We start from the raw sequence: 24,432 nt of genomic DNA, 5'->3' as shown, positions 1-24,432 counted from the left end.
AATGAAAACTGAGGTGATTTCCTAATTGTGGACGTTAAAACGATTCTTGACCCCGTATAAGTCGGCGGCGATCATCGCCCCGCTGCTCATGGTACTTGAGGTTACCATGGACCTGCTCCAGCCCAAACTGATGTCCAGCATCGTGGATGATGGTGTGCTTGCAGGCAACCTTTCCCATATCATAACTACAGGTCTGATCATGCTACTTGTTGCGTTAATCGGCTGGGTTGGCGGCGCAGGCTGTACACTCTATTCAAGCAAAGCTGCCGTTGGATACGGCACAGATCTGCGCCAGGAACTGTTTGACCATATTCAAACCTTTTCCTTCCGTAATCTGGATACGTTTCAGGAAGGATCTCTGATCACTCGTCTAACCAGTGATATCACCCAGATGCAGACCTTTGTGCAGATGCTGCTGCGGATGTTTATCCGTTCGCCGATGCTGATCATCGGTAGTATCATTATGGCGTTTACGATCAGTGTGAAACTGGCTTTGATTCTTATTGCGACTGTGCCGGTACTATTTATTATTTTATTTATTCTGATAAAAGCTTCCTATCCGCTGTTCGCCAGTGTGCAGAGCAAGCTTGATCAGGTCAATGCTGTGCTTCAGGAGAATCTTGCTGGCATTCGAGTCGTCAAGGCGTTTGCACGTGCACGTCTGGAGAAAAAGCGCTTCAAGCAATCCAACGAAGATTACACTACAACCGCCGTCAAAGCCTGGCGTATTGTAACGCTGAATGCACCCGTGCTCAGCCTGATGCTGAACGCTACCATTGTAGCGGTGCTGTGGTTCGGAGGTTTCCAGGTAGTCGGAGGCGATATTGCTGCTGGAGATCTGATTGCTTTTATCAACTATGTCACGGTTGTACTCTCGTCCCTCACGTCCATCGGCATGATGATGATGAGTTTCTCCCGCGCCAAGGTATCTGCTGCACGGATCAACGAGGTGTTACATACACAGCCGGATATTCAATCGGGAACCGACAACTCCGGGAATGTGCAGTCACCCCCGACTACCCGTGATCAATCCCAATACCAAACGTCTTCCCTTTCCTCACGCACAGACGGTCAAGTGGAGTTCAGAGACGTATCTTTCCGTTATGACGGAGATCATGCACTCACCGGCATTAACCTGAAGGCTCGCCCGGGTGAGAAAGTGGCTCTGATCGGTTCAACAGGTTCAGGCAAAACCTCGCTCGTGCAGCTGATTCCCCGTCTATACGATGCTTCGCAGGGTGAAGTGCTCGTGAATGGAGTGAACGTTCGCCACTGGGATCTTCAGGATCTTCGCAGCCGTGTGTCCATTGTGCTACAGGAATCCATCCTCTTCAGCGGCAGCATCCGGGATAACATTTGCTTCGGCCGGCCCGGTGCAACGGATGCTGAATTGCGTGCTGCGGCACAAGCTGCGGCAGCGGATGATTTTATTATGAAACTGAAAGACGGGTATGACACGGAACTGGGGCAACGCGGCGTCAATCTGTCCGGTGGGCAGAAACAGCGTATATCCATTGCACGCGCCCTGCTCATGCAACCGGAAGTGCTCATTCTGGATGATAGCACCAGTGCTGTGGATCTGCGCACGGAAGCGAGTATTCAGAAGGCTTTGCAATCCTTGATGAAAGACAGCACGACCTTTTTGATTGCACAGCGGATCTCTTCCGTGAAGGATGCAGACTGTATATATGTCATTGATGAAGGACAGATCGTTGCCAGGGGCACACATGATGACCTTATGGCTCATTCATCACACTACCAAGCGATCTATTATTCGCAGCAACGGAAGGAGGATGTTCAATTTGGCTAAACCTGCATCTTCCTCCATTCAACAAACCGTCGTGCCTCCGATCGGAAGACCCGGACCAGCGGGAAGAGGACCTGTTCCCAAAGTCCGAGCCAAAAATGCTCGCCATGCTCTGATTCGGGTATGGTCGTACATGGGACGTCATCGCAAAGGAGTCATTGCTGCATTGGTTCTAACCGCTCTCGGCACACTGCTCAATCTGGCAGGGCCTTATCTTCTCGGCCGCGCCGTTAACGAACATATCGTTCCCAAAGTAACAGCGGGTTTACTGAAGGAATGTCTCCTCTTGCTGAGTGTTTATGTCTTTGGTTCGCTGCTGATGTGGGCTCAATCCTATGTCATGATTGGTGTGTCCCAACTGACCGTTAAAGATCTGCGTCATGCGTTGTTCTCCCGACTGCAAGAGCTGCCTGTCAGCTTTTTTGATAAAAATCAAAGCGGGGACCTGATGAGCCGGGCCACCAATGATATCGATAACGTATCTACAACGCTGAATCAAAGTGTAACCCAACTGATGTCCAGCGCCATTTTGCTCGTTGGCTCCTTGTCGATCATGTTTGCACTGGATGTTCGGCTTACCCTGCTCAGTCTAGTGACTGTACCCTTGATTACCATCGCCACTCGCCTGATCGCGTCAAGAACACGCAAACACTTCACCGCTCAACAGAAATTGCTTGGTGAGCTTAATGGGTATGCTCAGGAAACTATTGCTGGACAAAAAGTCGTAGCTGCTTATAATCGTCAGGATCAGGCACATCAACATTTTGAAAATCTGAACGAGAAACTTCGCACATCCAGCACACAAGCCCAGACCGTTTCGGGTCTGGTTGGACCTACAATGAACGTGATGAACAATATCGGGTTTGCCATACTGGCTTCTGTAGGTGGATGGATGGCTTATCATGATCTAACATCCATCGGACTGATCGTCAGCTTTCTCGCTTACTCCCGCCAGATTGAGCGGCCACTCAACGATCTAGCCAATCAGTATAATTTGATTCAGGCTGCAATTGCAGGTGCTGAACGTGTATTCCACATCATGGATACGCCTGGTGAATACGTGGAAGAACAGAAGAAACAACTGGATCAGATTCAAGGCAAAGTGGTATTTGAAGACGTCTCCTTCGGGTACAGTGCGGAGCGAGACATTCTGAAGAAGGTTAGTTTTACTGCAAAACCTGGTGAGATGATTGCACTTGTTGGACCCACCGGCGCAGGCAAAACGACCATTATCAACCTGTTGCCCCGTTTCTACGAGATTACAGGCGGAAGGATTACCATTGATGGATGTGACATCTCGGAACTGGAGAAGGATCAACTTCGTCGGCAACTCGGCATTGTACTTCAGGATGCATACCTGTTCTCGGGTACCATTCGCGAGAATCTCGCCTACGGCAAGCCGGACGCAACGGATGAACAGATCAGACAAGCGGCTGAGCTGGCGAATGCACATTCGTTCATCCGCAAACTGCCACAGGGCTACGATACCCCCATCATTTCCGGGGGAAGCAACCTAAGTCAGGGACAACGACAACTGCTGACCATTGCCCGGGCAATTCTGGCTGATCCGGCCATTCTTATTCTGGATGAAGCAACGAGCAGCATTGATACGCGTACAGAGATGAAGATCCAGGAAGCGATGCGCACATTAATGAAAGACCGGACCAGCTTTGTCATCGCCCACAGACTGAGCACGATTCGTGAAGCCGATCAGATTCTCGTCATTGATGATGGACAGATTGCTGAACGGGGAAGCCATGACGAGTTGATGCAGCAACAAGGATTCTACTATCAGTTACATCAGGGACAGCTCAATAAGTCGAACTAATGATTATTTACACAGACACTACGATGACAGAATAACCTTCCAATCGCTGTTATCCCCAGATTTTATCGATTCCCTTTTCACAAGGGGAAAATCCGGTGATAAAGGCGAGATGTATGCTTCCGAAGTAGCTTTCTTTCAGAAAGCTTTTAGCTCCGCTTTTTCAGGTTTTTTCTGTCCTCTCCGTTACGTGTAAATGATTAGTTCAACCAAATATAGTTTGATCTGAACCGATGTGGAATCCACACATTAGTTAATCGAAATATTAAACGCCGCACGGGGTTCTTCAGGACCCATGCGGCGTTTTTTTGATTTTATTTAATGACTATTTAATTGCTATCTCTGGGTCAGTTATACGATTTACGTCTCCATGGGCAGATGAAGCGTGAAGGTGGAACCAACCCCCATTTCGCTATGGACGGTAATTTTACCATTGTGATCCTGAACGATTTTCTGGCAAAGTGCAAGTCCAAGTCCCGTACCTTCTTCTTTGGTTGTATAAAAGGGATTAAAGATTGTGGATAGCGAATTTTCCGGAATGCCGCTTCCTGTATCTGTAATTGAAATGAGTACTGCATCTCCTTCCTGCAACAAATCCATATGAACCTCACCAGGGTCTGTCATTGCTTCAAAAGCGTTACGAATCAGATTGATCAATACCTGCACAATCTTATCCCGATCCATGTTGATCACGACTGGCTCATTAATCATTTCAAGCGTAATTCGATGCCCACGGGATGCCGCATCTGACTCGGTCAAAGACATTACTCGTTCAAGGCAGTGCCCCAATTGTTCCGGCTTCATGTGATTGGCATGTGGTTTGGAAAACTGCAAAAATTCAGCTGTCAGATCGGTTACTCTCGTCACCTCACCCATAATCACTTCATACCATGGCGCGATATTAAACGCTTGTCCACGGGAAAGCTGCAGGAATCCCCGAATTGCGGTAAGCGGGTTCCGAATTTCGTGAGCCATACCCGCGGCCAGTTCACCAACGGCCCTTAGTCTTTCGGAACGAAAGACTTCTTCTTCATTTTTCAGCCACTTGCTGCGCTGTTGTTGAAGCAGCCTATCCTCGGCTACCGTCATAAAGTGCTGCAACGAATCCGACATCTCCGGGTACAGAGAGATGCTGTAGCTTACCTGGAATCCTTGAAGCTGCACGGATAACAGTGACGACATTCGTTCTTCCACATCCTGTATCTCCGGCAAAACGACCGCAAATCGGTCTCCTGCATACCGGGATATGCCATAGGCTTCGGTGAAATGATTGCTGATCATCTGACCTGTACCTGTGATTACCGTACACCAAGGATCTTCTGAATCTTTTTTAAAGCCGCTAAAGTTATTGACGTTCAAAAGGACAAGCAAAAAAGACCGTTGCTCTTCTACTGTCTTATGTAACACCTCCATGTAACCTTCGTAATTCAACAGTCCGGTAAGCGGATCATGCAAGGTCAGGAACCGATTTTTTTCCCGAAGCCTGCGCTTCTCGACCTCACTGTTGATTAAGGTATGATACAAAAAAATGATAACAACCGAGGTTAACAGGTCAAATAACGAAACCAGCAAAGCATATGTATCTACAGGCACATACGAAAGCCGAATCACCGTATATTGCAGCATAAGCAGCAACGAAATCGGCAAGGTCTGCGCCAACCGTGGTTTGTCCTGGATCATTGAAATAATGAGCATATAATACAGCATGTTGCACCAGTTCAGTTCACTGAAATAGTGGAATATCCCGAGAAAAATCCACTGAAACTTTCGCAGCACAGGATATCGTCTCTCCCCATAAATACTTGCTACCAATAATGTCGCCGAAAGTGACATTATTGCCATATGAGGGGTAAGCCTGAGAACATAAGAGGACAGAATGACAAGCAGACAACCTAGCGGGAATATCACCATTTTCATCGTGTAACTAAGCAAACAGCCTCGCCCCCTTTGACATAAAACTCACATCAAACAACTTATGTACATGTATTATATCGATTATGATTAGCTGATGTTGTCGATTAGTGGAGGCTCGTCAAATTCGCATGAATGTATAAATTATGAAGGCAATAGGACATATGATGTAATTGTAATCAACAAAAGTGAAACAATTCCTCTTCGCATATCATTATTGTGGTACAATACATTAATGGATTAATTTAGGATAAATACTTAGTTATGGAGGATATCACATGACAACACAACGAAAACCTTTCGGTCTGGGTACTCTATCTCTGCTCATACTGGCTATGGGATTCGCTTTTAACTACGGGTGGGGAGAAGAAAATTTCAGGTTAGGTTATCGACTATTCGAACTATTAAACTTGCCTATTTATAGTAACGGAGATCAAGGACTTCATATCCCCTTTGTAGCCACAGCAATCTTCTGGATCCCTACCATCTGGATAGCCAAAAAAAATCGTTCACATTATGGCTCAAGTGTTGCCTGTAACGTGGCTGCGTTTATGCTAGTGTTTTGCATTATTGGCCCTATAATTACTGTCGTAGATTGGTTTGTAAATGCATAACAATTAAAGCCAGCTCTCTATATCCCGAGGGCTGGCTTCTTTGCTGCTTTTCCATATAAGATGAACAAATTGTTTACACGATAACGTAGAGGACAGAAATAACCTGAAGAAGCGGAGCTAAAAGCTTTCTGAAAGAAAGCTACATCGGAAGCATACACCTCGCCTTTATCCCCGGATTTTCACTTCTTTAGAAGGGAATCAAAAAATCTGGGGATAACAGCGATCAGAAGGTTGTTCTGTCATCGGAGTGACTGGTGTAACCTCTTGAGGCTCATCTTATTTTTTCGCCATATACTTACGGATATCAAAAGCCACCGCAGCAACAATGATCAACCCTTTGATAATCAACTGCCAGTATGGACTTACACCGATAAACGTCAGACCATAGTTAATGACTCCAAAGATCAGCACACCCGCCATAACCCCAGGTACCGTTCCAATACCACCCGCCGTTGATACGCCGCCTACCACACATGCGGCAATCGCATCCAGCTCATACATGTTACCGTAATTGTTCGTAGCTCCACCTGTACGTGCTGCCTCAAGTACACCACCCAGACCATACAGTGCACCCGCAATGGCATACAGGGCAACCAGGTTGCGTGCCACATGAATCCCGGATACATGCGCCGCCTGAATGTTGCCACCGATCGCGTACATATTTTTGCCGAGACGTGTTTTGTTGAAGATCACCCAACAGATTAATGCTACCGCAATCGCAATCAGGACAATATACGGTATGGAATAACCTCCGCCCAGATCAATGTATCCAGAACCAATAACGGTGAAATCGGGTCTCAATCCTCCGATGGGCTGTGACTGGTTGGGTTCCGTATCAAAATAAATGGAGTTCAGTCCGTACACAGCAACCATCGTACCCAGCGTTGCGATAAAAGGAGGCACATGTAATTTGGCGACAATCAGTCCATTTACCAATCCCACGAATAGACCCGCGGTAATCCCGACAAGGATCGGCAGACCCACCCATAAGTGGGGCAGATCGGGGAAGAAGCGGTTGGCATACTCATCAATTTGCAGCATCGATGCCGATACAACAGCCGTCAGACCAACCACCCGTCCAGCGGACAGATCGACCCCGCCCGTGACAAGGATAAAGGCTGCACCAAGCGCAATAATAGCCCGTGTGGAGGATTGCTGTAAGATGTCCCGCAGTGTGGAGAAGGCAAGAAAATTCGGATCGGCAATAGCTATACCAATGATGAGCAGAATCAATACGATAAAGATGGCGCGCTGTGTTACATATTGTTTCACTTGATTGATCATCTGTGTGTTCATCTGTTTCCCTCCTGACTAAGCCATCCGCTGCTGCGCGGCCAGCCTCATAATATCCTGCTCTGTTGCCTCGGCTCCGTTCACGATTCCGGTGAGACGCCCTTCGCTCATCACCATAATGCGATCCGACATACCCAGCAGTTCCGGCATCTCCGAGCTAATCATAATAATGCTTTTGCCTTGACGAGCCAGTTCCGTAATAATGGTGTATATCTCGAACTTGGCCCCTACATCGATTCCACGGGTCGGTTCATCCAGCAGCAGAATCTCCGGGTCGGTCAGCAACCAGCGGGCCAGTAGAACTTTCTGTTGATTACCGCCAGATAGGTTGCGAATCAGTGTGTTAACTGAAGGCGTTTTGGTTCTAAACTTCTGCGTCTGTTCCCGTGCCTCTTCCCGGCCCTTCTTCTCGTCCAGCAAACCCACACGATTTCGGTAGCGCCCCAGACTGGCAATGATTGTGTTCTCATACACCGACAACACTGGGAATATCCCTGTAACCCTTCGTTCCTCCGTGAGCAACGCAATATTATGACGCTTCGCTGCTGCGGGGGAGTTAATCTTCACCTTGCGCCCATGAATCCAAATCGTACCTGAAGCGAGTCCGCGCAGTCCGAACAAGGACTCAATCAGTTCTGTCCGCTGTGCTCCAACCAAGCCGCCAATGCCGAGCACTTCACCTTTTCGCAGCTCAAAGGATACATCACGAAACGATTTGGACTGGTTTGATGTCAGCCCCTCGGCTTTTAATATCACTTCACCGGGTACGTTCGTCCGTTCCGGGAAACGTTCGTCCAGATCACGACCCACCATGCGTGTAATAATCAGATCTGTCGTTAAATCCGCAGCATCCCAAGTCCCGACAACAAAGCCATCACGCATGATCGTCACTTCATCCGAGATCGTCAGGATCTCCTCCATCTTGTGGGAAATGTAGATTATGGATACACCGCGACTGCGCAGTTCATTAATAATGGCGAAGAGCTGGTCCACTTCCTTGCCTGTCAGGGAAGATGTTGGCTCATCCATGACGATGACTTTGGAATTGAACGAGACCGCCTTGGCAATTTCCATCGATTGAATCTTGGAAACAGACAATGTTCCGGCTTGAGCCTTCGGATCAATATCCAGGTTCAGGTCCTTGAACAGAGATAGTGTATCAGTATACATCCGTTTCTCGTCCACCAGTATTCCCCTCATCGGAAAACGACCCAGCCAGATATTCTCCATCACCGGACGATGCGGGACCGGATTCAGCTCCTGATGAATCATGGATATCCCTTGCTGAAGTGCCGCTTTGGAATTCGGAATATCCACATCCTTTCCTTCAATGCGTATCGTTCCTTCATCCGGGTGATACATCCCGAACAGACATTTCATAAGTGTGGATTTGCCCGCTCCATTCTCTCCCATCAAAGCGTGAACCGTCCCCGGCTTCACCTTCAATGTGACCTGACTTAGTGCCTGCACACCCGGAAATGCTTTCGAAACTCCATTCATCTCCAGCAGGTAAGGTGACTCCATGTTGTATCCTCCCTTCCATATGACCGGCAAAAAAAGGGACGCTACCCGAATGTCGGACGTCCCTGTCTCGTGCTGTTATTGGGCGTCGGCAATGTTGTCTTTTGTAATCTTTTTGTATGCGATCCAGACGTATTTACCATCTGTAATGTCGTATTTGGTATTTTCCTTTGTTGGTGTCTCACCTTTGGCAAGTACGGAAGCCAGTGCCACCGTGGCTGCACCCTGATTCTTGGCATCATTCAGCACCGTGCCCAGCATCGTGCCATCCTGTAGAGCCTGAATGGCTGGCGCTGTTGCATCTACACCTACAACTGGCATTGATTTGCCATCCTTGAAGTATCCGGCTGCTTTCAATGCCTCAATGGCTCCCAAGGCCATGTCATCATTGTTCGCAAGAACGGCTTCAATCTTGTCGCCATGGGAAGCCAGGAACGCCTGCATTTTCTCCTGACCCTTCACGCGGTCCCACATCGCCGTGTCTTCCGCCAGTGCCTCCACTTCGATACCGGCATCCTGGATCGCCTGAACCGAATATTTGGTCCGAAGTTCTGCATCCTGGTGACCCGGTTCCCCTTTCAGCATGACGTATTGCAGTTTACCATCGCCGTTTTTGTCCGCTTCCGGATGTGCTTTCCAGTAATCCACAATCAGTTGTCCGGAGATCGTACCGGACTCCTCCGCTTTTGCTCCTACGTAGTACACCTTATCCCACTTGTTCATATCTTCCGCCACTGGCTCACGGTTGAGGAATACCACTGGAATGTTCGCTGCCTTGGCCTTGTCAATGATGACCCCTGCCGCCGTCCGATCCACCGGATTCACGGCCATTGCATTGTATTTCTTGGACACAAACAGATCCACTTTCTCGTTCTGGGTTGGCTGTGCATTCTGGCTATCCACGATATCCAGGGTTGCAATACCTTCCGCTGCTGCGGTCATCGCATTACGTACACCCGTCATGAATGTATCATCGAATTTGTAGATAGCAACACCAATCTTGGGCGTTTCCGTACCGGCTGCTGTCTGGCCTCCTGTATCTGTTCCCGTACTTCCACCCGCACTGTCTCCGCCGCTGCTACACCCTGCCGCCACAACCATACATGCCGTAATCAACAGTGTCATCCATGTTTTCTTCATATCCTAATGACCTCCCCCAAGTTCATTCGGCTTCACCGATGTCTTTATTATGAAAGGGTTTACATTAAATTCGAATACAATATCTTCACCTGTTCTATCGAAATCTTCCTCAAGTTAACAAACACTTTAATTTCTTCATTCAGCTTCATTCCAACATTCGTTCATTGTACAAAAGGAAACAACAGCTTCTGGTTATCCATCCAGAACATATTATCTGTACTAACCAGCTTTGTCTCAAGTAACACTCTCGCCTGCACCTGTTGATGGTTCAGACGCGCAACAGCTTGATTCAATCCCAGATAACCTGCACTGTATCCATTCTGGACGATGAGATGATCAAAGACCCCTTCCTGCAATTGCTCCAGTTGCTGTTGTTCACTGCCGAATCCAACAATCCTTACTTTGTCCGCAGTTTTACGTCGATTCAGTTCATCGGCTGCTCCCAGTGAAGCCGGTTCCTGAAGCGTGATAAAACCATCCACCTCCTGCTGGTCCAGCAATTGCTTCGCAGTCTGCCAACATCCATCCCGTGTATTACATATTGATTTGGGTTCCACTTGGATGTCAGGATACTGTACCAGAACTTCCATAACCCCCTGCTCTCTCTGAATCAGGCCGGAATTGACGGGGTCTGGACCCAATAGGGCTACATGCCCTTTCCCTTCCAGGAGCTCCGCCATGGCCTGACCCGCCTGTCTCCCGGCCTCAATATTATCCATGGAGATGATGCTGGTGATGCCTTTCACAGGAAATTCATCGTTAAGCACAATGACAGGAACGATGGTTCCATCGGAATTCCTTGTCTGTGCCTCCTGAATGATATCACTAAGTGCCCTCTCACTCAGGGGATCAACCAATAGAGCTGATGCTCCCTGCTTCAGAGCCAATGCGGCGGCCTCCACCTGAGCCTGCTCGCGTACACTGCGAGACAACGTTCCACGTCCCACTTTGGCCTGCTTAACCTGTAACTGACTACCCACGGAGTCAGGAATGGCAGGTGTGTACATATGACCCTCGGAAGGGTATGCCTCCACGGTCATCAGTTCCGCTCCACTCTCTTTGGCAGCCGCTTCGGCACCAAGCCGGATGGCTTCTGCAAGTTCCCCTGTTCCAGCTGGCGTAATCAGCGCGATACGTGGCGTTACTGCCGTAGCATCGGGATTCGATAAGCCACAGGCGCAGCATATGAGCAGACAGCAGTTTGCAACTGTCAGGGTTACTAACCGACGTTTCCGGATTCCAGGGAAGCTCGCAGCAACCTTTTTCCAAAACGTACGAATGTATGCCCCTACAACTCTGTGGCTGTGGATATCGCTCCTATTCTCCTTATTGTATGCCATTAGGCTCGCCCTCCTTCTGCTGCGATTGAATGGGGATCCGAATCCAGACGGTGGTGCCTTCTTCCAGCTCACTTGCAAATTCAAGTCCGAACCCCTCCCCATAATAGAGTCGCATTCGGTCATGGACGTTGCGCACCGCTACGCCGGAGCCTGCACCGCTTTTGACCACAGGACGACCACTTAGTAATCCCGACATCTGTTCTTCCGTCATGCCGACCCCATTATCTGTAATGCGAAATACCAGCTTGTTGTCCTCACGATAAACATCGACCTCAATACTTCCTTCGTCCATGTGGTACTCGATACCATGAACAATGGCGTTCTCAATCAGGGGTTGCAGCACCAGCTTTAATGTAAGGCATTCCAGGAGCGTATCATCTGCATGGATGGTAAAGTTGAATTTGCGCTTGAACCTCATCTGCTGGATCGTCAAATAATGCTGCGCATGCTCCAGCTCTTCCCTGATCGTGATAATCGTTTTACCTTGACTGAGACTGATGCGGAAAAGGCGAGAGAGAGACGTGATCATCGTGATCACTTCCTCATTGCGGCTCATGCCTACCATGCGCACCACGGAATTCAGCGTATTGTATAGAAAATGTGGATTAATCTGGGCCTGCAAGGCTCCCAGTTCCAGACGCCGCTTCTGTTCCTGTTCGTGGATGATCTCATCCATCAGGGTTCGGATTTTATTGACCATCAGGTTGAAGCGACGGGATAAACGTTCCACTTCCAGCGGCCCAGTAGTAGGCAACTCCACGTTAAAATCCCCGCGCTCCACCGCCTTCATCTTCCGTTCCATTCGCCGGATGGGGCGAGTCAGACTGGAGGAAAGAAACAGGGATACGAGAATGACCAGTACCAGAACAACGACCAATACACGAATGAGATATCCGTTCACTTCCTGACGCGTTGTCATAATCTCATCCAGATAGGCAACACCGACGATTTTCCACCCGATATTGGCAACGGACTTCACGGTATTCAGCCTTTTCTGTCCATCTGCTTCATCTTCGTAACTGCCGGAAGCGACCAAAGCCTGTTCGATATTCTCGCTTTTGAGCCCCATATACATCAATTGTTGCTGCGGATGGTAAACGATATTGCCCGCACTCTCATCGATGATATACACGTATCCTCGTTGCCCCAGACTGACCCGACGGCTCAGTTCATCCATCTGTTTGAAATTGATATCGACCAGCAAAATAACCTGCCGATCCTGACCATTCTGCCTTATCGTTATGCCTTTGCTCATGGAAACGACCCATTTATATGGGCCTGTGTACATGTTCTGAATATGAGGTAACGAGAAACTCAGATGATCCGGCACACGAAGTGCAGACTGAAACCACCCTTGTTGTGTCACATGGGCACTCGGTTTTAATTCGGCTGTAGGTCGGTTCTTAAGCAATTTCCCCGTGGAATCAAGCAGAGTAATCGAGATGATATCTTCACGACTGCTGAGCAGTGTGTCGAGCTGTTTGTCCACCAGTTCCCCTTCCCATGTCCCGTCACGCAGCATGTGTTCCTCAATGGCACGGTACAGATGCGACATACTGCGGACGTAATCCTCCAGGTTATAACTGACCTGATCCACAATCTGTCTCGTCGTCAGTTCCGCACTTCGCTCGGCAGCCTGCGTGAACTTGTCATGCAGAAGCATCGCCATGATGGTCAGCACCAAGACGATGAAAACGGAAAAGGACCACGTAATAATAAATCGGATACTGCTGACTCTGGACGAACGCAGCCGGGAGCGTAATTGAGGTCCCATGGACTTCACCCATCTCGAAAAGAACTTCATCGGATCGAACCTTCACTTGCCGTCTGAGAAGCCTGTTTACGATATTCTTTGGGCGAGACGCCAATATGTTTTTTGAAACAAAAACTGAAGTAATTGGGTTCAGCAAAGCCAACCTGCTCCGCAATCTCAAATGACTTCAGCTCTGTCGAGCGAAGCAGTTCACGCGCTGCCTCCATCCGGATCTGCATCAGGTACTGCAGGAAGGTAAGTTGCACTTCTTTTTTGAAAATGCCACAAAAATAACCGGAGCTGATATGCAGATGTCCGCACACCTTCTGAATGGACAGGTCCGGGTCGGCATAATGCTCTTTGGTGAAGACTAATGCCTGCTCAACAATATCCTTGTATACATGCTGGCGACCGCTGGCAATGCGATGTTGTACGAGTAGACAGACCTCCCGTACCTTCTTCTGTGCCTCAGTAAGACCCGGCAGTCGGAACAAATCCGCATACAACTGGAACCCTGCACCAAAGATGTCTTCCATTTCTTCCCCTGATGCCTGTGCTGCCTTCCATACCGTTGTTAATACTTCAATTAAATAAAGCTGAATATCACTTCGCCCGTGCTCCACGGTAATTTCCCGGAAAATGATCGCAAGTGCTTCCTCCAGCTCTGCCTGCGTACCAGCCTTCAGACAACGTGTTAGTGTCTGCTGCTTCAACTCGTCGAACCGCAGTTTGCCCGCTGTCTGTCGCTCCACGTCCGCGATGTATATGATTGAATCCGTCCCGGGCACAAGCCGATAATCCAATGCCAGCAGGGCATCTTCATAGGCATGATTCACATCCGCAAGTGTATCGACAATCTGACCAGATCCCACCGTAGCCGGGATACGTAAATAGTGGTTGATGCTGCGCATCACATTTTCCAATGCCTTCTGTTGCCGCTTCGCTCCATCTGTACTGCCCGAACGATCCACATAGAGCAGGACAATCGTCTCCTGATGCATAAAGGCATGACCAGCCCCATGCTCCGCCCAGACTTCTGCCGCAATGTTAAGTGCAGCAAAGCGTTTCAGTTCAGCATCCTCAGATTGACGCAAGGAGACTCCGGGAACGAATATCTCAGACTGATCCGCTACCTCAGATGTAGTTTGATTATGTCGCTGTGATAGCTCGTTGAATACTCCCTCAGGTTTCTCCTGCTGCACATCTCCTTCCATATGCAGTGTCAATACGGACACACCATAACGTTCTCCTGTCAGATCCAATCCGCATTGTTTGGCTTTACTATGAATATATGTCGAAGATTTCTGCCGATGGAGCAAGGTCGCCATCAGATCTGCCTGTAATAAAGGCAAACTGGTATGATAGTGCTCACGCAGCTGCTGTACATCTTCACGCTCGGCTACTTCAGCTGCCATCTGGGCGCGCAGTCTTGTGAGCAATTCGGTGAGGTGCCCTGCCGAGAACGGCTTCAACAGATATTCATCCACACTTAACGAGATGGCTTGCCTCGCATAATCAAATTCATCATATCCAGTCAAAATGACCACCTTCACGAGTGGATTACGCTTCCTCAATCTTTGCGCGAGTTCCAGACCATTCATGAATGGCATGCTGATATCCGTCACCACAATATCCGGCTCTACCCGCTCCGCCATCTCCAATGCTTCCCGCCCATTCTCAGCCAAACCGACAATCCGCAGATCGAGCGCTTCCCAATCGACCTCTACAACAAGTCCTTCACGCACATCTTCTTCATCATCCACCAGCAGTACCCGGTACACGATTGGATTCCTCCCTTTTATGACGAGCCTTATGCCCTAGCAACGCATAATATATGTAGCATTGTGAATCATTTGATTTCTTATTGCCCACCGAATTAAAGCAAAATGCAAAGGGATCATGTTGATCTGTTCCAAGGTTGCCATCATAATATACAATATTATCAGGGATATGTAATCGCTTTCTTTATTGGAGGTAAGGCAACCCTGTCGGGCACTGCCTAAGTGAAATGTGTAGGATAGTATATGAATGCTAAGCGTAGGTTAAAGTAATACAAACACGGGAAATTTCGAAGTGCTTCTAATAAGAGGTGTTTTGATTCTGAATATAATTCAGAGTCATCATTCTTGTTCTTTACGATGATTCGAACTTAATGCTTTAAAATAAATCATTGTGGTATCTGGATTGGTGTGTCCCATCATCTCCGCCAATCGGTGCAGTGGCGTATGCTCAGCCATGGCGTAGCCAAAACGGTGACGCAGGTCGTGTGAACTCAGTCCTTCCAGCCCTGCTGCTATCATTACTTTTTTAATCAGGTGGCGCAATGCTCTCTCCGTTAAACGATCGTTTGTCTTCTCTGAAGGAAAAAGGTAAGCAGTATCGGTAGCAAGATCAGATAAATACTGATTCAACATGACAACACACTGCATATTCAAAGGGATCAGACGTTGCACGTTGCGTTTATCGGCTCTAACTGTCAGGTGACCGCTTCGTTTACCTAGTTCGATATCATGAGGCTTGAGGTTGCATACCTCCATCGTTCGCAAGCCTGTGTGAAACATAAGGGTCAGGATGGTCTGATCACGAAGGGAATCACCGTTCTCCACTGCCGCGAGGAATGCCTGCTCTTCTTCGGATGTCATTCGGCGTGGACTGACTTTGTCTTCCGGAATGAATTTTAATGGTTTGGAAGGGTCATGACTGAGCCTGGATTCCAAGACAGCCCATTTGAAAAAACGCTTCAGCGTAATCAACCTTCGGTTAATGGTGGCTGGCTTCAATAACATAACTTTGTGTGCATCTTCGCGATAGTTGACTAAAGTGGATGTATCTACATCTTCGATTCGCAATGTCATTTCTTCGCTAAGCATGGTGCTTTCCTTGTACCATTCGATAAAGTGCTTCAGATCACTTGCATATTCCTTCACGGTTTTGGGATGCAATTCATCCTCATTGGTAAGCATATGAATGAATTCTTCTATCGTCGGTTCCCGCTGCACCGATATGCCTGATGACTGATTCATTAGAAAATACCTCCAAATCTTGACTTATATTAGCGGACATGGTATTATAATATTAATCGATACATTAGCGGACATCAAGTTCGTGGTTTAAATGCACCAGGTGAGTGTCAATTTTAAATTATACTCGTCATAATGATCGGCTAAAAACTTATTTTTTGGAGGAATCACATGCAAACAGGTACAGTGAAATGGTTCAACGCGGATAAAGGATTCGGCTTTATCGAAACTGAAGAAGGAACAGACGTATTCGTTCATTTCAGTGCAATTCAAGGTGAAGGTTACAAATCTTTGGACGAAGGTCAACGCGTTCAATTTGAAGTAACTCAAGGTAACCGTGGACCACAAGCTGAGAACGTTACTAAACTTTAATTATATGAAAGCTGCCTTATTAATAAGGCAGCTTTTTATTTACTCATATGTGTCACAGCAAAGTTTCCACATCCCAAGAATGAAAGCGAGGTATTCCCCATGGATAAAGAACAATTGATCACAGAAGTAGCCAAGGCTGGCGGTTTCTCCAAGAAGAATGCTGAAAAGGCTGTAACCGTTGTATTGGACTCAATTCTCGAAGCTCTCAAAGAAGGTAAAGAAGTTCAACTGGTTGGATTTGGGAAATTTGAAGTACAGAAACGTGAGGCAAGAACGGGAAGAAGCCGGAAAACAGGCAAAGAAATTCAATTACCTGCAGGTAAAGTTCCTGTATTCACAGCAGGCTTAAGCATGAAAGAAGCTTTAAATTAAACCACGTAACAACTTATTGAAAAGAGGTTTTTATTCAAACACACAATGATAATATGGATTTAAATGTCGTGTTTACTACCGTTGATGATATCATTAACTTTTATTCAGGCAAACAGACAAACCCGGATCACGCAGAAGCTCATACTCATTTAAAACCCCCATCAGTACAGTCTGATTGCAACCTACGACCACCCACCCGCTAAATTAACATTTCATCTTGGACAACAAGAGGCCCTGATCCGCTCAAAACGGTCCAGGGCCTGATTTGCTTGGAAGCCGGCTCCTTCAGGAACCAGCTTTTTTTTGTCTTCTATGCACAATGCACAACCATCCTATTCGTTGTTCAGAAGTTCGCGCAAGATCTGTAGATCATATGTAGAGACAAGACGTTCCAAATGTGTATCCAGCCATTCCTCATCCTGATCCCACCACTTCAATTCCAGCAGCAGTGCAATCGTCTCTTTGTCAAAACGCTTTTTAACAGTCTTGGCTGGATTACCACCAACAATCGTATAGGGTTCAATGTCCTTAACAACGGTTGAATTGGAGGCAACGATTGCCCCGTCTCCAATCGTGATACCAGGCATGATCGTCACATTTTGTCCAAGCCATACATCGTTCCCCAGTACCGTGTCACCCTTATATGGAAGTTGTTCCAGTGTAGGTGTCACACGCTCCCATCCTCCACCAAAAATGTTGAACGGATATGTGGTCATGCCCTCCATCCGATGATTCGCGCCATTCATAATGAATGTCACACCTTCCGCAATTGCACAGAACTTGCCAATGACCAGGCGATCACCAATAAAGTCATAATGATGCTGTATCCGGTCATAGAATTGCTCTGGCGGATTTGTGTTATCGCTATAATACGTATAATCACCAATGTCCACGTTGGAACGCGGCGGCAGGTTTTGAATGTAACATACCGTACGGATATTCTCATTCGGGAAAAGTTTTGTTTTATCAGGGGCCATATCGTAGTCCCTCCTTTTCCCTATTGTAACAGATATTAAATCTTAAACGGACTAAGTGAGGTCTGGAGCTCTGTCGACACATCGGACAAAATAGCCGCAGATGCCTTGATCTGCTCTACCGACTGGAGCTGTTCATGAACAGATCTGGCAGCCTGCTGTGAATTGGTACTGGCCGTCTGCGCATGGCGAGCGATCTCATGCACAGAAGCTACGATCTGTTCAACGCCTGCGGACATCTCTTCACTCGTCGCAGCCATGTCCTCAATCTCTGTAGCAATACGCAGGTTTGTATCCCGGATCAGGCTGAAGTTTTGTTCCGTTTCCCGGGTCAAGCGCAGTCCTTCTTGCACTTCGTCCTTCACTCTCGACATGGCCGATAACGATTGCTGCATATCTTGCTCCATGGCTTCGACGAGTTCTTCAATACGATCTGAAGATTCTCCAGCTTGTTCAGCCAGTTTACGAACCTCGGTAGATACCACGGCAAATCCTCTGCCATGCTCCCCTGCTCTTGCCGCTTCAATGGATGCATTGAGGGCGAGCAGATTCGTTTGATTTGCAATCTCATGAATGGTGGAAACCATCTGACTAATCTGTGCCGACTTCCCTTCCAGCATACGAATGACTTCATCCGTTGTGGTAACGGAAGATTCAATCGTAGACATCTGCTGAACGGTAAGTTGCACCGCTTCACCTCCGGTTTCTGCCTGTTTACGTGAATACAAAGCAGCGTCCGAGATGCTGGAGGCCTTGTCCGCCATACGTTGTACACCTATAGCCACTTCTTCCATGGCCTGCAGATTTTCTTCTGTACTGATCGTCTGACTATCGGCTCCCTGTGCCACTTGTTCAACAGAGGATGCAATCTGCGCGGATTCTTTGGCCGTTTGGTCCGCAATCTTCAGTAGCAGCCCGGTCGAATGCTCTGCTTTCTCCGCAGCCTGAAGGCCACCCTGAATGATGACCTGCAGATTACTTCTCATCTCATTGTATCCCGTTCCCAGCATGCCAATCTCGTCTTGGACGTTGTCCACAACTGGCTGTGTGAAATCGCCCGTACCCGCACGCTTAATCGCCACGGATACCCGTTCGATCCTCACTCTCACCCTGCGAACGTACAACAGGATCAGGGTAATCGCGACCAACATCGCGAGCAGGAATACGATCAGGAACGTCTTGAGGAACGAAGAGATAATCACATCAATTAACGATTGAGAAGCCCCTACATAGAAAATCCCGATAATCTCTCCGGACGCGTTCTTAATTGGTTCATAGGCCGTCTGATATTTCTGACCTACAACCACGGCTTCACCGAAATATTTTTCCCCTTGCTGCAAAACGGTCTGAGCGACCTCTGCCGATACCTTCGTGCCGACAGCGCGCTCCCCGTCCGCCATAACATTCGTAGCAACACGTTCGTCACCTCGGAAGATCGTTACCGTGTCCCCGGATGCTTGTCCAATCTCATCCACCAGTTCGAAGTTGCCTTCCAGCGCGGTATCTCCCTTGAATAATTGTCCATCCTTAATGGCCCAATCTCCTGGATGCTTATATGTAATGATACGATTCGCCATCTCCAAATCTCGCTTTGCCTTCTCTGTAGCAAATGTCGTGATCCCCTGCTTCATCTCCAGGATTACACTTACCGCCACGGCTGAAGAGAAGACGATAAATATACTGATAACGATCAAACTGATTTTGGTACCGATGCTCATGCTTCGCATGTGTGTGAGCCACCCTTTTCCCTATGTAATTGTGGGGATATCCAAGCCAATTTCGATTCCGTTTCGAATATCACTATAGTCTTATCGGTAGGAGTGTTCGCAATATTTATAATATTTCAGTGACATTTATCACAGTAATCGAAATTAAAAATCAAAGTTTTTCCTCTTTCTCCGTAATTATGTGAGAATGATCTGCTGTCTGGAAATTTAAACAATGTAGAAAGAGAAATTGGATATGTCTAAATTCATATAGAAGGTAGTACTAAAAATATTTCCGCTCATTTATGTTGCCAACCACATATTTAAGTGCCTGGGGGCAAACTGGTATCGTTAACTCAACTGCCTTCTGCCGAAAAAGCAGCGCAGTATGGCGTTACAGCCAAGACGGATTTTACTGGATGTTCGCTCCGTCTAACCTGAAAAGCAGAACAAAAAGGGATTCGATCTGACCATCGAATCCCTTTTCTTATTCTCCATACAACAACGTTGTTCTACTGGAGATATTTCTTATTTGGATGTAAGGCTTACTTTTGCAGCGGTTTGATCCCAGTCCACGGTAAGTCCCAGTCCTTCCGAGATGAAGCGAACGGGCACGAGTGTGCGACTGTTTTGAATGATCGCTGGTGCATCAATTTCGAGTTTTTCCCCATTTACGGTTGCCGTGCTGCTTCCAATCTTGAGCATAAGGGTCTGGTCATTCAGAACGGCTGTTACCGTCTTCGCCGTTTTGTCCCAAGTCACTTCTGCACCCAAAGCTTCGAGAATTGCGTTCACAGGCACCATCACTCGGCCACTTTGCTGCAGCGGGTCCTGATCCGGGAATGTGATCGATTTACCATCGAGTGTTACGGTAATGGTTTTTTCGTCTGTTCCGGATGAGGTATTCGAACCGGTCTCTTCCGAAGTCTCAGGCAGCGGTGTTACTTCACGTCCGAGTTGCTCTTGCAGGTTCGCAAGACGGTTCAGTGCAAATGTCGTCAGTGATCCGGCTGCCATGGAGCCCATGCCTCCGCCCCCACCGCCAAAGTTACCACTAGGGCGTGTCTGCGTATTATCTGTACCCGTTGTTGCATCTGTTGTACCGTTTCCAGTTGCGGCACCCGGCTGAGTCGGAGGTGTTGTTCCATCTGGAGGAGTCATTCCTTCAAAACCTTCAGGCGGCGTCATGCCTTCCATACCCTCAGGTGGTGTCATTCCCTCAAATCCTTCTGGTGGTGTACCGCCCATACCACCTGCTGCATCTGCATTTGCAGAATAAGCAATGTTGGATTCAAACTGTTCTGTCGTATAGAATTTCGTAGGATCTGCTTCTACATAAGGACGAATCTCATTGGCAAGGCCAGTAATACGATCCTGAATGCCTTCCATATAGTCCGTCAGTTCATTGACGTAGCTCAAATATTTTTCCTTATACTCCGGTACAGCAAGCAGGTTATTAATCATCGGTACATTTTCCATGCTAATGCCCAGTACGGGCTCGTCCACAGATACGTTTGTTGCGTTGGTGTTGGTCGTGGTTGATCCGGTTGTTGTGCCACGTCCGCCTCCACCCGAGTACCCGTTGAAGGACATGTTAAAGTCCCAAGGAACAACGGTGAACTTGCCATCGGCATCACTGTAGAGCATGTAGTTGTGTCCTTTGTCGCCGTTATAGCTGTCATAGTTGCCAAAAACCATGTTGCCTGCAATATATTGAAGTGCTGAATCTACGTCCAGTACATTTTCAATATCGCCTTTTTCACCTTCTGGCATCTCGTTCAACGTTTGGATGAAGGTTTTGAGTTTGGCTTTGTCCTTATCCGTACCCAAGTCTTTGGTGATTGTACTGTAGTCACTGCCCTCTTCATATTGAAGATAACTCTTCTCATCCGTATCATAGAGGACGCCTTCTTCGTAATCCTCACCGTAATTGCGCTCCAGATAGCTATCATCCACTGCTTCAACGCCAGTATAGAAACCAACCAGCTCGCCGTTAACGTACAGATTAACATAGTTCGTCATTGGTACATCCATGCCAATACTCCGCAGTGCTTCATAGTGAAGAACTTCACGCATATACGACGGATCGGCGTAGTTGTTGTTCAGTACCATTTTGTCCAGTCCAAGCAGCGTTTGTGTTTTGTCGTATTTATCAAACTTCAGTCTGAAGCTGTAACGGTCCGAATCTTCCATTGAGGCTACGGCTTTCAGGGTCAGATTGCCCTTGGTGGAGAAACCGACGTTGTCCAGCTTGTTGCCGTCCACTTCCACACTAACATTCTTATAATCCTTATCGAGCGGACTTTCGAGCATGCTCTTCCAGTCTGCATCATCAATCGTTACATTCACATCAATGACGTTATCCGTCTGGAACAACGATTCATAAGCTTGCGTCACGCCTGCACTCGTGGTTGTCGCTGTACTTTCTGCAGCATATGCTGCATTCGGACTTCCGATCAGCCCAAAAGATGACGTTACCATGGTCACGGATAATGCCGTTACTGCAGCTTTTCGTAATAAAATATTCAAGTGTTGAATCCTCCTTCTTGGTTTCTGTTAAGCAACTGTGGCTTATGTAAACATGTTAGGGGATGAACCTTTAGTGAATCTTAAACGCGATAAACCATAAAAATAAATAGTATGTATCACTATGAAATTTTCATGGATATACAAGAAATATAATGAAAAAAGCGCAAATATAACCTTAGAACCGGTTCATAAGTCCTATTTTTTTGCAAATATCTAACATTAATATGCCTTTATAACGATATATCTGAAGAGTAGAACTTACCTGGAGTTCATATACGTGAATAGCAAAACTCATTATGAAAAACTTTTAGAAACAAAAAAGAATTTGCTCAGATAGGTTATTTAGGGACGATTTCACAGTTTTCAAGTTAACAATTACATAGCGTGTACAACACCAGGATAAGTCCTTCGTCACAATCGTAGAAGGAGTGAACAATCTTGTTAACTAAGCTTCGCTGGAGTACCATGCCTTTCTTCATTAAAAATTTGGTGATCTCGTTTGGTAGCATCACCTTGATTGGTATTATCCTGATTACTGCGGCTTACCAGCTGCAAAAAAACATTCTGGTTGAACAGTTGCACGATCAGGCTACCGTCATCACCCAGAAATGGTACGATGATCTCGACACTGCCAAAGTGGCAGAAGCGGCTAAGGAAAAAAGCTACTCCGGTCCTGTACAGCTGGAAATGAAAGCTTATCTCGATTCCATCCATGAGTTCTATCCAAACATTGCGCAAGCGTACATTTTTGGTTCAGAACTTGAGCAAGGAAACGGAACGTCCATCATCGCGATTCCAACGAACCTGTTGGAACCATTCGAGGAAGGTAATCTGCCCGCAGGTGCCATGTACCCGCTGCCTCAGAATAACGTTGTAGTGCTGGAACAGATGAAAAAGGACGGAAAGCCTGCCTTCAGTGATTTCTACACGGATGAATACGGAACTTGGACCACTCTGATCTATCCAATTAATAACGCAGATGGCTCCATGTACGCTGCTCTTTACTTCGATGTCGATGCAAGCGCGGTTCCAAAAGGACTGAACGAACTACTCACGTACGGTTTGATGTTCCTGATCGGTTTCCTGATCCTGTTCATGGTGTTGCAATTCATTTTGCTGAAAAGAACGTTGCTTCCGATCCGCAATCTGATGAAAGGAATCGAAGAAGTCAGCACGGGTAATCTGGACGTAACCATCGATACCGGGCGAGATGATCTGGGTATCATCAACGAGAAGTTTAATGCGATGATCCATCGATTCAATACAACCATCTATAAAGTACAGAATACTTCGCATCACCTCTCGGAATCCTCCAAACAACTACTGGGCATTTCCGAGAAAAATAATGTGAACATTCAATCCATCAGCACCAATATTCGTGAAATATCTACTGGACTGGTGTCACAAGACAAAGCCACTGTGGAGAACGCACGTGCCATGACAGAGATGTCAACGGTAGTGCAGACAATCGCCAGCAGTTCAGCCGATGTAGCGGATGAAGCACTCAGCATGGAGCAGCGCTCCAGCACGGGTAATGTGGTGATGCAACAAGTCATTGAGCAGATGCGCCTGATCTCCGGTGCCGTGCGAAATACGTCAAACTCGATTCAGTCTTTGGAAAACAACTCGAACCAGATTAGCAACATTGTTAATCTGATCACGGAGATTGCCGGACAAACCAACTTGCTGGCACTCAACGCTTCAATCGAGGCAGCCCGCGCAGGTGAAGAAGGAAGAGGTTTTGCGGTGGTTGCAGGCGAGGTACGTAACCTGGCAGAGCAATCCCAGGAATCAGCGAAGCAAATTCGACAGTTGATTGAAGAAATTCAGCGGGATATCATGCAGTCTTCCGAGGCGATGCAGTTGGGTTCCATGGAAGTCACCAAAGGCTTGGAAGTTACCCAAGAGACTGGCGTATTCTTCGAGAATATTCTGACTGCTACGAATAAAGTTGCAAACCAGATTCAGGATATCTCCAGTTCTACTGAAGAAATCTCGGCAAGCACACAGGAAATGTCTGCCACGGCCGATGAACTGTCTGCCAATGTCAGCAAGGCAGCAAGCAGCAGTAAACAAATTGAGCAGTCAATCGAAGAGCAGGAAGCCTCCATGGCTGCCATTGTGAGTGCCTCCGATGAGCTCTCGGTTGTATCCGAGCAACTGCAAGAACTGATCTCATTCTTTAAAGTACGAGCAGAATAGAAGTAATACGAAACAGCTAGCAAGAATAAGACACAGTAAAAAAACCAAGGCTT

17 protein-coding genes are annotated in these 24,432 nt (G+C 47.3%); 6 read left to right on the top strand and 11 right to left on the bottom strand.

From position 1 onward, the window contains the following. Window positions 1-25 precede the first annotated feature (25 nt). Window positions 26-1,810, top strand: coding sequence for an ABC transporter ATP-binding protein (locus tag QNO02_RS05360; protein ID WP_289391338.1), 1,785 nt, complete (start codon window positions 26-28; stop codon window positions 1,808-1,810). Continuing rightward, complete coding sequence (locus QNO02_RS05355; protein WP_289391337.1) at window positions 1,803-3,635, top strand: ABC transporter ATP-binding protein; 1,833 nt, start codon at window positions 1,803-1,805, stop codon at window positions 3,633-3,635. The genes QNO02_RS05360 and QNO02_RS05355 overlap by 8 nt, the downstream gene beginning before the upstream one ends. Window positions 3,636-3,992: 357 nt before the next feature. Here QNO02_RS05355 and QNO02_RS05350 read toward each other — a convergent pair whose 3' ends face one another. Further along, window positions 3,993-5,564 (bottom strand): ATP-binding protein, encoded by a 1,572-nt coding sequence (locus QNO02_RS05350; RefSeq protein ID WP_256332322.1) that lies wholly within the window; start codon window positions 5,562-5,564, stop codon window positions 3,993-3,995. A 257-nt stretch (window positions 5,565-5,821) separates the two neighbouring features. On the opposite strand from QNO02_RS05350, the gene QNO02_RS05345 reads away from it, so the two are divergent. Further along, window positions 5,822-6,157, top strand: a complete 336-nt coding sequence (locus tag QNO02_RS05345; protein ID WP_036672474.1) for a hypothetical protein — start codon at window positions 5,822-5,824, stop codon at window positions 6,155-6,157. 276 nt (window positions 6,158-6,433) lie between these two features. Here QNO02_RS05345 and mglC read toward each other — a convergent pair whose 3' ends face one another. The 7 genes from mglC to QNO02_RS05310 all read right to left on the bottom strand — a co-directional run bounded on the left by mglC (window position 6,434) and on the right by QNO02_RS05310 (window position 16,227). Continuing rightward, window positions 6,434-7,453: a galactose/methyl galactoside ABC transporter permease MglC gene (gene mglC / locus QNO02_RS05340; protein WP_017690326.1), complete on the bottom strand. Its 1,020-nt coding sequence runs from the start codon at window positions 7,451-7,453 to the stop codon at window positions 6,434-6,436. 15 nt (window positions 7,454-7,468) lie between these two features. Continuing rightward, complete coding sequence (locus QNO02_RS05335) at window positions 7,469-8,974, bottom strand: sugar ABC transporter ATP-binding protein (RefSeq protein ID WP_289391336.1); 1,506 nt, start codon at window positions 8,972-8,974, stop codon at window positions 7,469-7,471. Between the two features lie 75 nt (window positions 8,975-9,049). Then, window positions 9,050-10,111, bottom strand: coding sequence for a galactose ABC transporter substrate-binding protein (locus QNO02_RS05330; RefSeq protein WP_036672480.1), 1,062 nt, complete (start codon window positions 10,109-10,111; stop codon window positions 9,050-9,052). Window positions 10,112-10,272: 161 nt separating this feature from the next. After that, window positions 10,273-11,451 (bottom strand): substrate-binding domain-containing protein, encoded by a 1,179-nt coding sequence (locus QNO02_RS05325; protein ID WP_289391335.1) that lies wholly within the window; start codon window positions 11,449-11,451, stop codon window positions 10,273-10,275. After that, window positions 11,438-13,225: a sensor histidine kinase family protein gene (locus tag QNO02_RS05320; RefSeq protein ID WP_289391334.1), complete on the bottom strand. Its 1,788-nt coding sequence runs from the start codon at window positions 13,223-13,225 to the stop codon at window positions 11,438-11,440. The genes QNO02_RS05325 and QNO02_RS05320 overlap by 14 nt, the downstream gene beginning before the upstream one ends. Window positions 13,226-13,251: 26 nt before the next feature. Continuing rightward, window positions 13,252-14,985, bottom strand: coding sequence for a response regulator (locus tag QNO02_RS05315; RefSeq protein WP_289391333.1), 1,734 nt, complete (start codon window positions 14,983-14,985; stop codon window positions 13,252-13,254). A 339-nt stretch (window positions 14,986-15,324) separates the two neighbouring features. After that, a complete protein-coding gene (locus QNO02_RS05310) occupies window positions 15,325-16,227 on the bottom strand; it encodes a tyrosine-type recombinase/integrase (protein ID WP_289391332.1) in 903 nt (300 codons plus the stop codon). Window positions 16,228-16,395: 168 nt separating this feature from the next. On the opposite strand from QNO02_RS05310, the gene QNO02_RS05305 reads away from it, so the two are divergent. Further along, window positions 16,396-16,596, top strand: coding sequence for a cold-shock protein (locus QNO02_RS05305; RefSeq protein ID WP_017690333.1), 201 nt, complete (start codon window positions 16,396-16,398; stop codon window positions 16,594-16,596). A gap of 99 nt (window positions 16,597-16,695) precedes the next feature. Further along, window positions 16,696-16,968 (top strand): HU family DNA-binding protein, encoded by a 273-nt coding sequence (locus QNO02_RS05300; protein ID WP_036606368.1) that lies wholly within the window; start codon window positions 16,696-16,698, stop codon window positions 16,966-16,968. Between the two features lie 332 nt (window positions 16,969-17,300). Here the strand turns inward: QNO02_RS05300 and QNO02_RS05295 are convergent, their stop codons facing one another. The 3 genes from QNO02_RS05295 to QNO02_RS05285 all read right to left on the bottom strand — a co-directional run bounded on the left by QNO02_RS05295 (window position 17,301) and on the right by QNO02_RS05285 (window position 22,177). Then, window positions 17,301-17,945 carry a Vat family streptogramin A O-acetyltransferase gene (locus tag QNO02_RS05295; protein WP_289391331.1) on the bottom strand — a complete coding sequence of 215 codons (645 nt, stop codon included), beginning with the start codon at window positions 17,943-17,945 and terminating at the stop codon, window positions 17,301-17,303. A gap of 35 nt (window positions 17,946-17,980) precedes the next feature. Beyond that, the gene (locus tag QNO02_RS05290; protein WP_289391330.1) at window positions 17,981-19,669 is read right to left on the bottom strand and encodes a methyl-accepting chemotaxis protein; all 1,689 of its coding nucleotides are present in this window, start codon (window positions 19,667-19,669) and stop codon (window positions 17,981-17,983) included. A 507-nt stretch (window positions 19,670-20,176) separates the two neighbouring features. Beyond that, window positions 20,177-22,177 (bottom strand): CotH kinase family protein, encoded by a 2,001-nt coding sequence (locus QNO02_RS05285; protein ID WP_289391329.1) that lies wholly within the window; start codon window positions 22,175-22,177, stop codon window positions 20,177-20,179. A 465-nt stretch (window positions 22,178-22,642) separates the two neighbouring features. Between QNO02_RS05285 and QNO02_RS05280 the strand changes: the two genes are divergently transcribed. Further along, complete coding sequence (locus QNO02_RS05280) at window positions 22,643-24,379, top strand: methyl-accepting chemotaxis protein (protein WP_289392684.1); 1,737 nt, start codon at window positions 22,643-22,645, stop codon at window positions 24,377-24,379. Window positions 24,380-24,432: the final 53 nt, after the last annotated feature.

Source organism: Paenibacillus sp. PK1-4R, from assembly GCF_030369595.1.
Taxonomy (GTDB): domain Bacteria; phylum Bacillota; class Bacilli; order Paenibacillales; family Paenibacillaceae; genus Paenibacillus.
This window is presented reverse-complemented; position numbering and strand designations above follow the sequence as displayed.

What these genes read in the sequence shown, in the direction of transcription:
- QNO02_RS05290 (WP_289391330.1), bottom strand. Translation starts at nt 19,669, where the DNA reads ATGCGAAGCATGAGCATCGGTACCAAAATCAGTTTGATCGTTATCAGT.
- QNO02_RS05305 (WP_017690333.1), top strand. Translation starts at nt 16,396, where the DNA reads ATGCAAACAGGTACAGTGAAATGGTTCAACGCGGATAAAGGATTCGGC.
- QNO02_RS05330 (WP_036672480.1), bottom strand. Translation starts at nt 10,111, where the DNA reads ATGAAGAAAACATGGATGACACTGTTGATTACGGCATGTATGGTTGTG.
- QNO02_RS05300 (WP_036606368.1), top strand. Translation starts at nt 16,696, where the DNA reads ATGGATAAAGAACAATTGATCACAGAAGTAGCCAAGGCTGGCGGTTTC.
- QNO02_RS05320 (WP_289391334.1), bottom strand. Translation starts at nt 13,225, where the DNA reads ATGGGACCTCAATTACGCTCCCGGCTGCGTTCGTCCAGAGTCAGCAGT.
- QNO02_RS05335 (WP_289391336.1), bottom strand. Translation starts at nt 8,974, where the DNA reads ATGGAGTCACCTTACCTGCTGGAGATGAATGGAGTTTCGAAAGCATTT.
- QNO02_RS05325 (WP_289391335.1), bottom strand. Translation starts at nt 11,451, where the DNA reads ATGGCATACAATAAGGAGAATAGGAGCGATATCCACAGCCACAGAGTT.
- QNO02_RS05295 (WP_289391331.1), bottom strand. Translation starts at nt 17,945, where the DNA reads ATGGCCCCTGATAAAACAAAACTTTTCCCGAATGAGAATATCCGTACG.
- QNO02_RS05280 (WP_289392684.1), top strand. Translation starts at nt 22,643, where the DNA reads ATGCCTTTCTTCATTAAAAATTTGGTGATCTCGTTTGGTAGCATCACC.
- QNO02_RS05310 (WP_289391332.1), bottom strand. Translation starts at nt 16,227, where the DNA reads ATGAATCAGTCATCAGGCATATCGGTGCAGCGGGAACCGACGATAGAA.
- QNO02_RS05345 (WP_036672474.1), top strand. Translation starts at nt 5,822, where the DNA reads ATGACAACACAACGAAAACCTTTCGGTCTGGGTACTCTATCTCTGCTC.
- mglC (WP_017690326.1), bottom strand. Translation starts at nt 7,453, where the DNA reads ATGAACACACAGATGATCAATCAAGTGAAACAATATGTAACACAGCGC.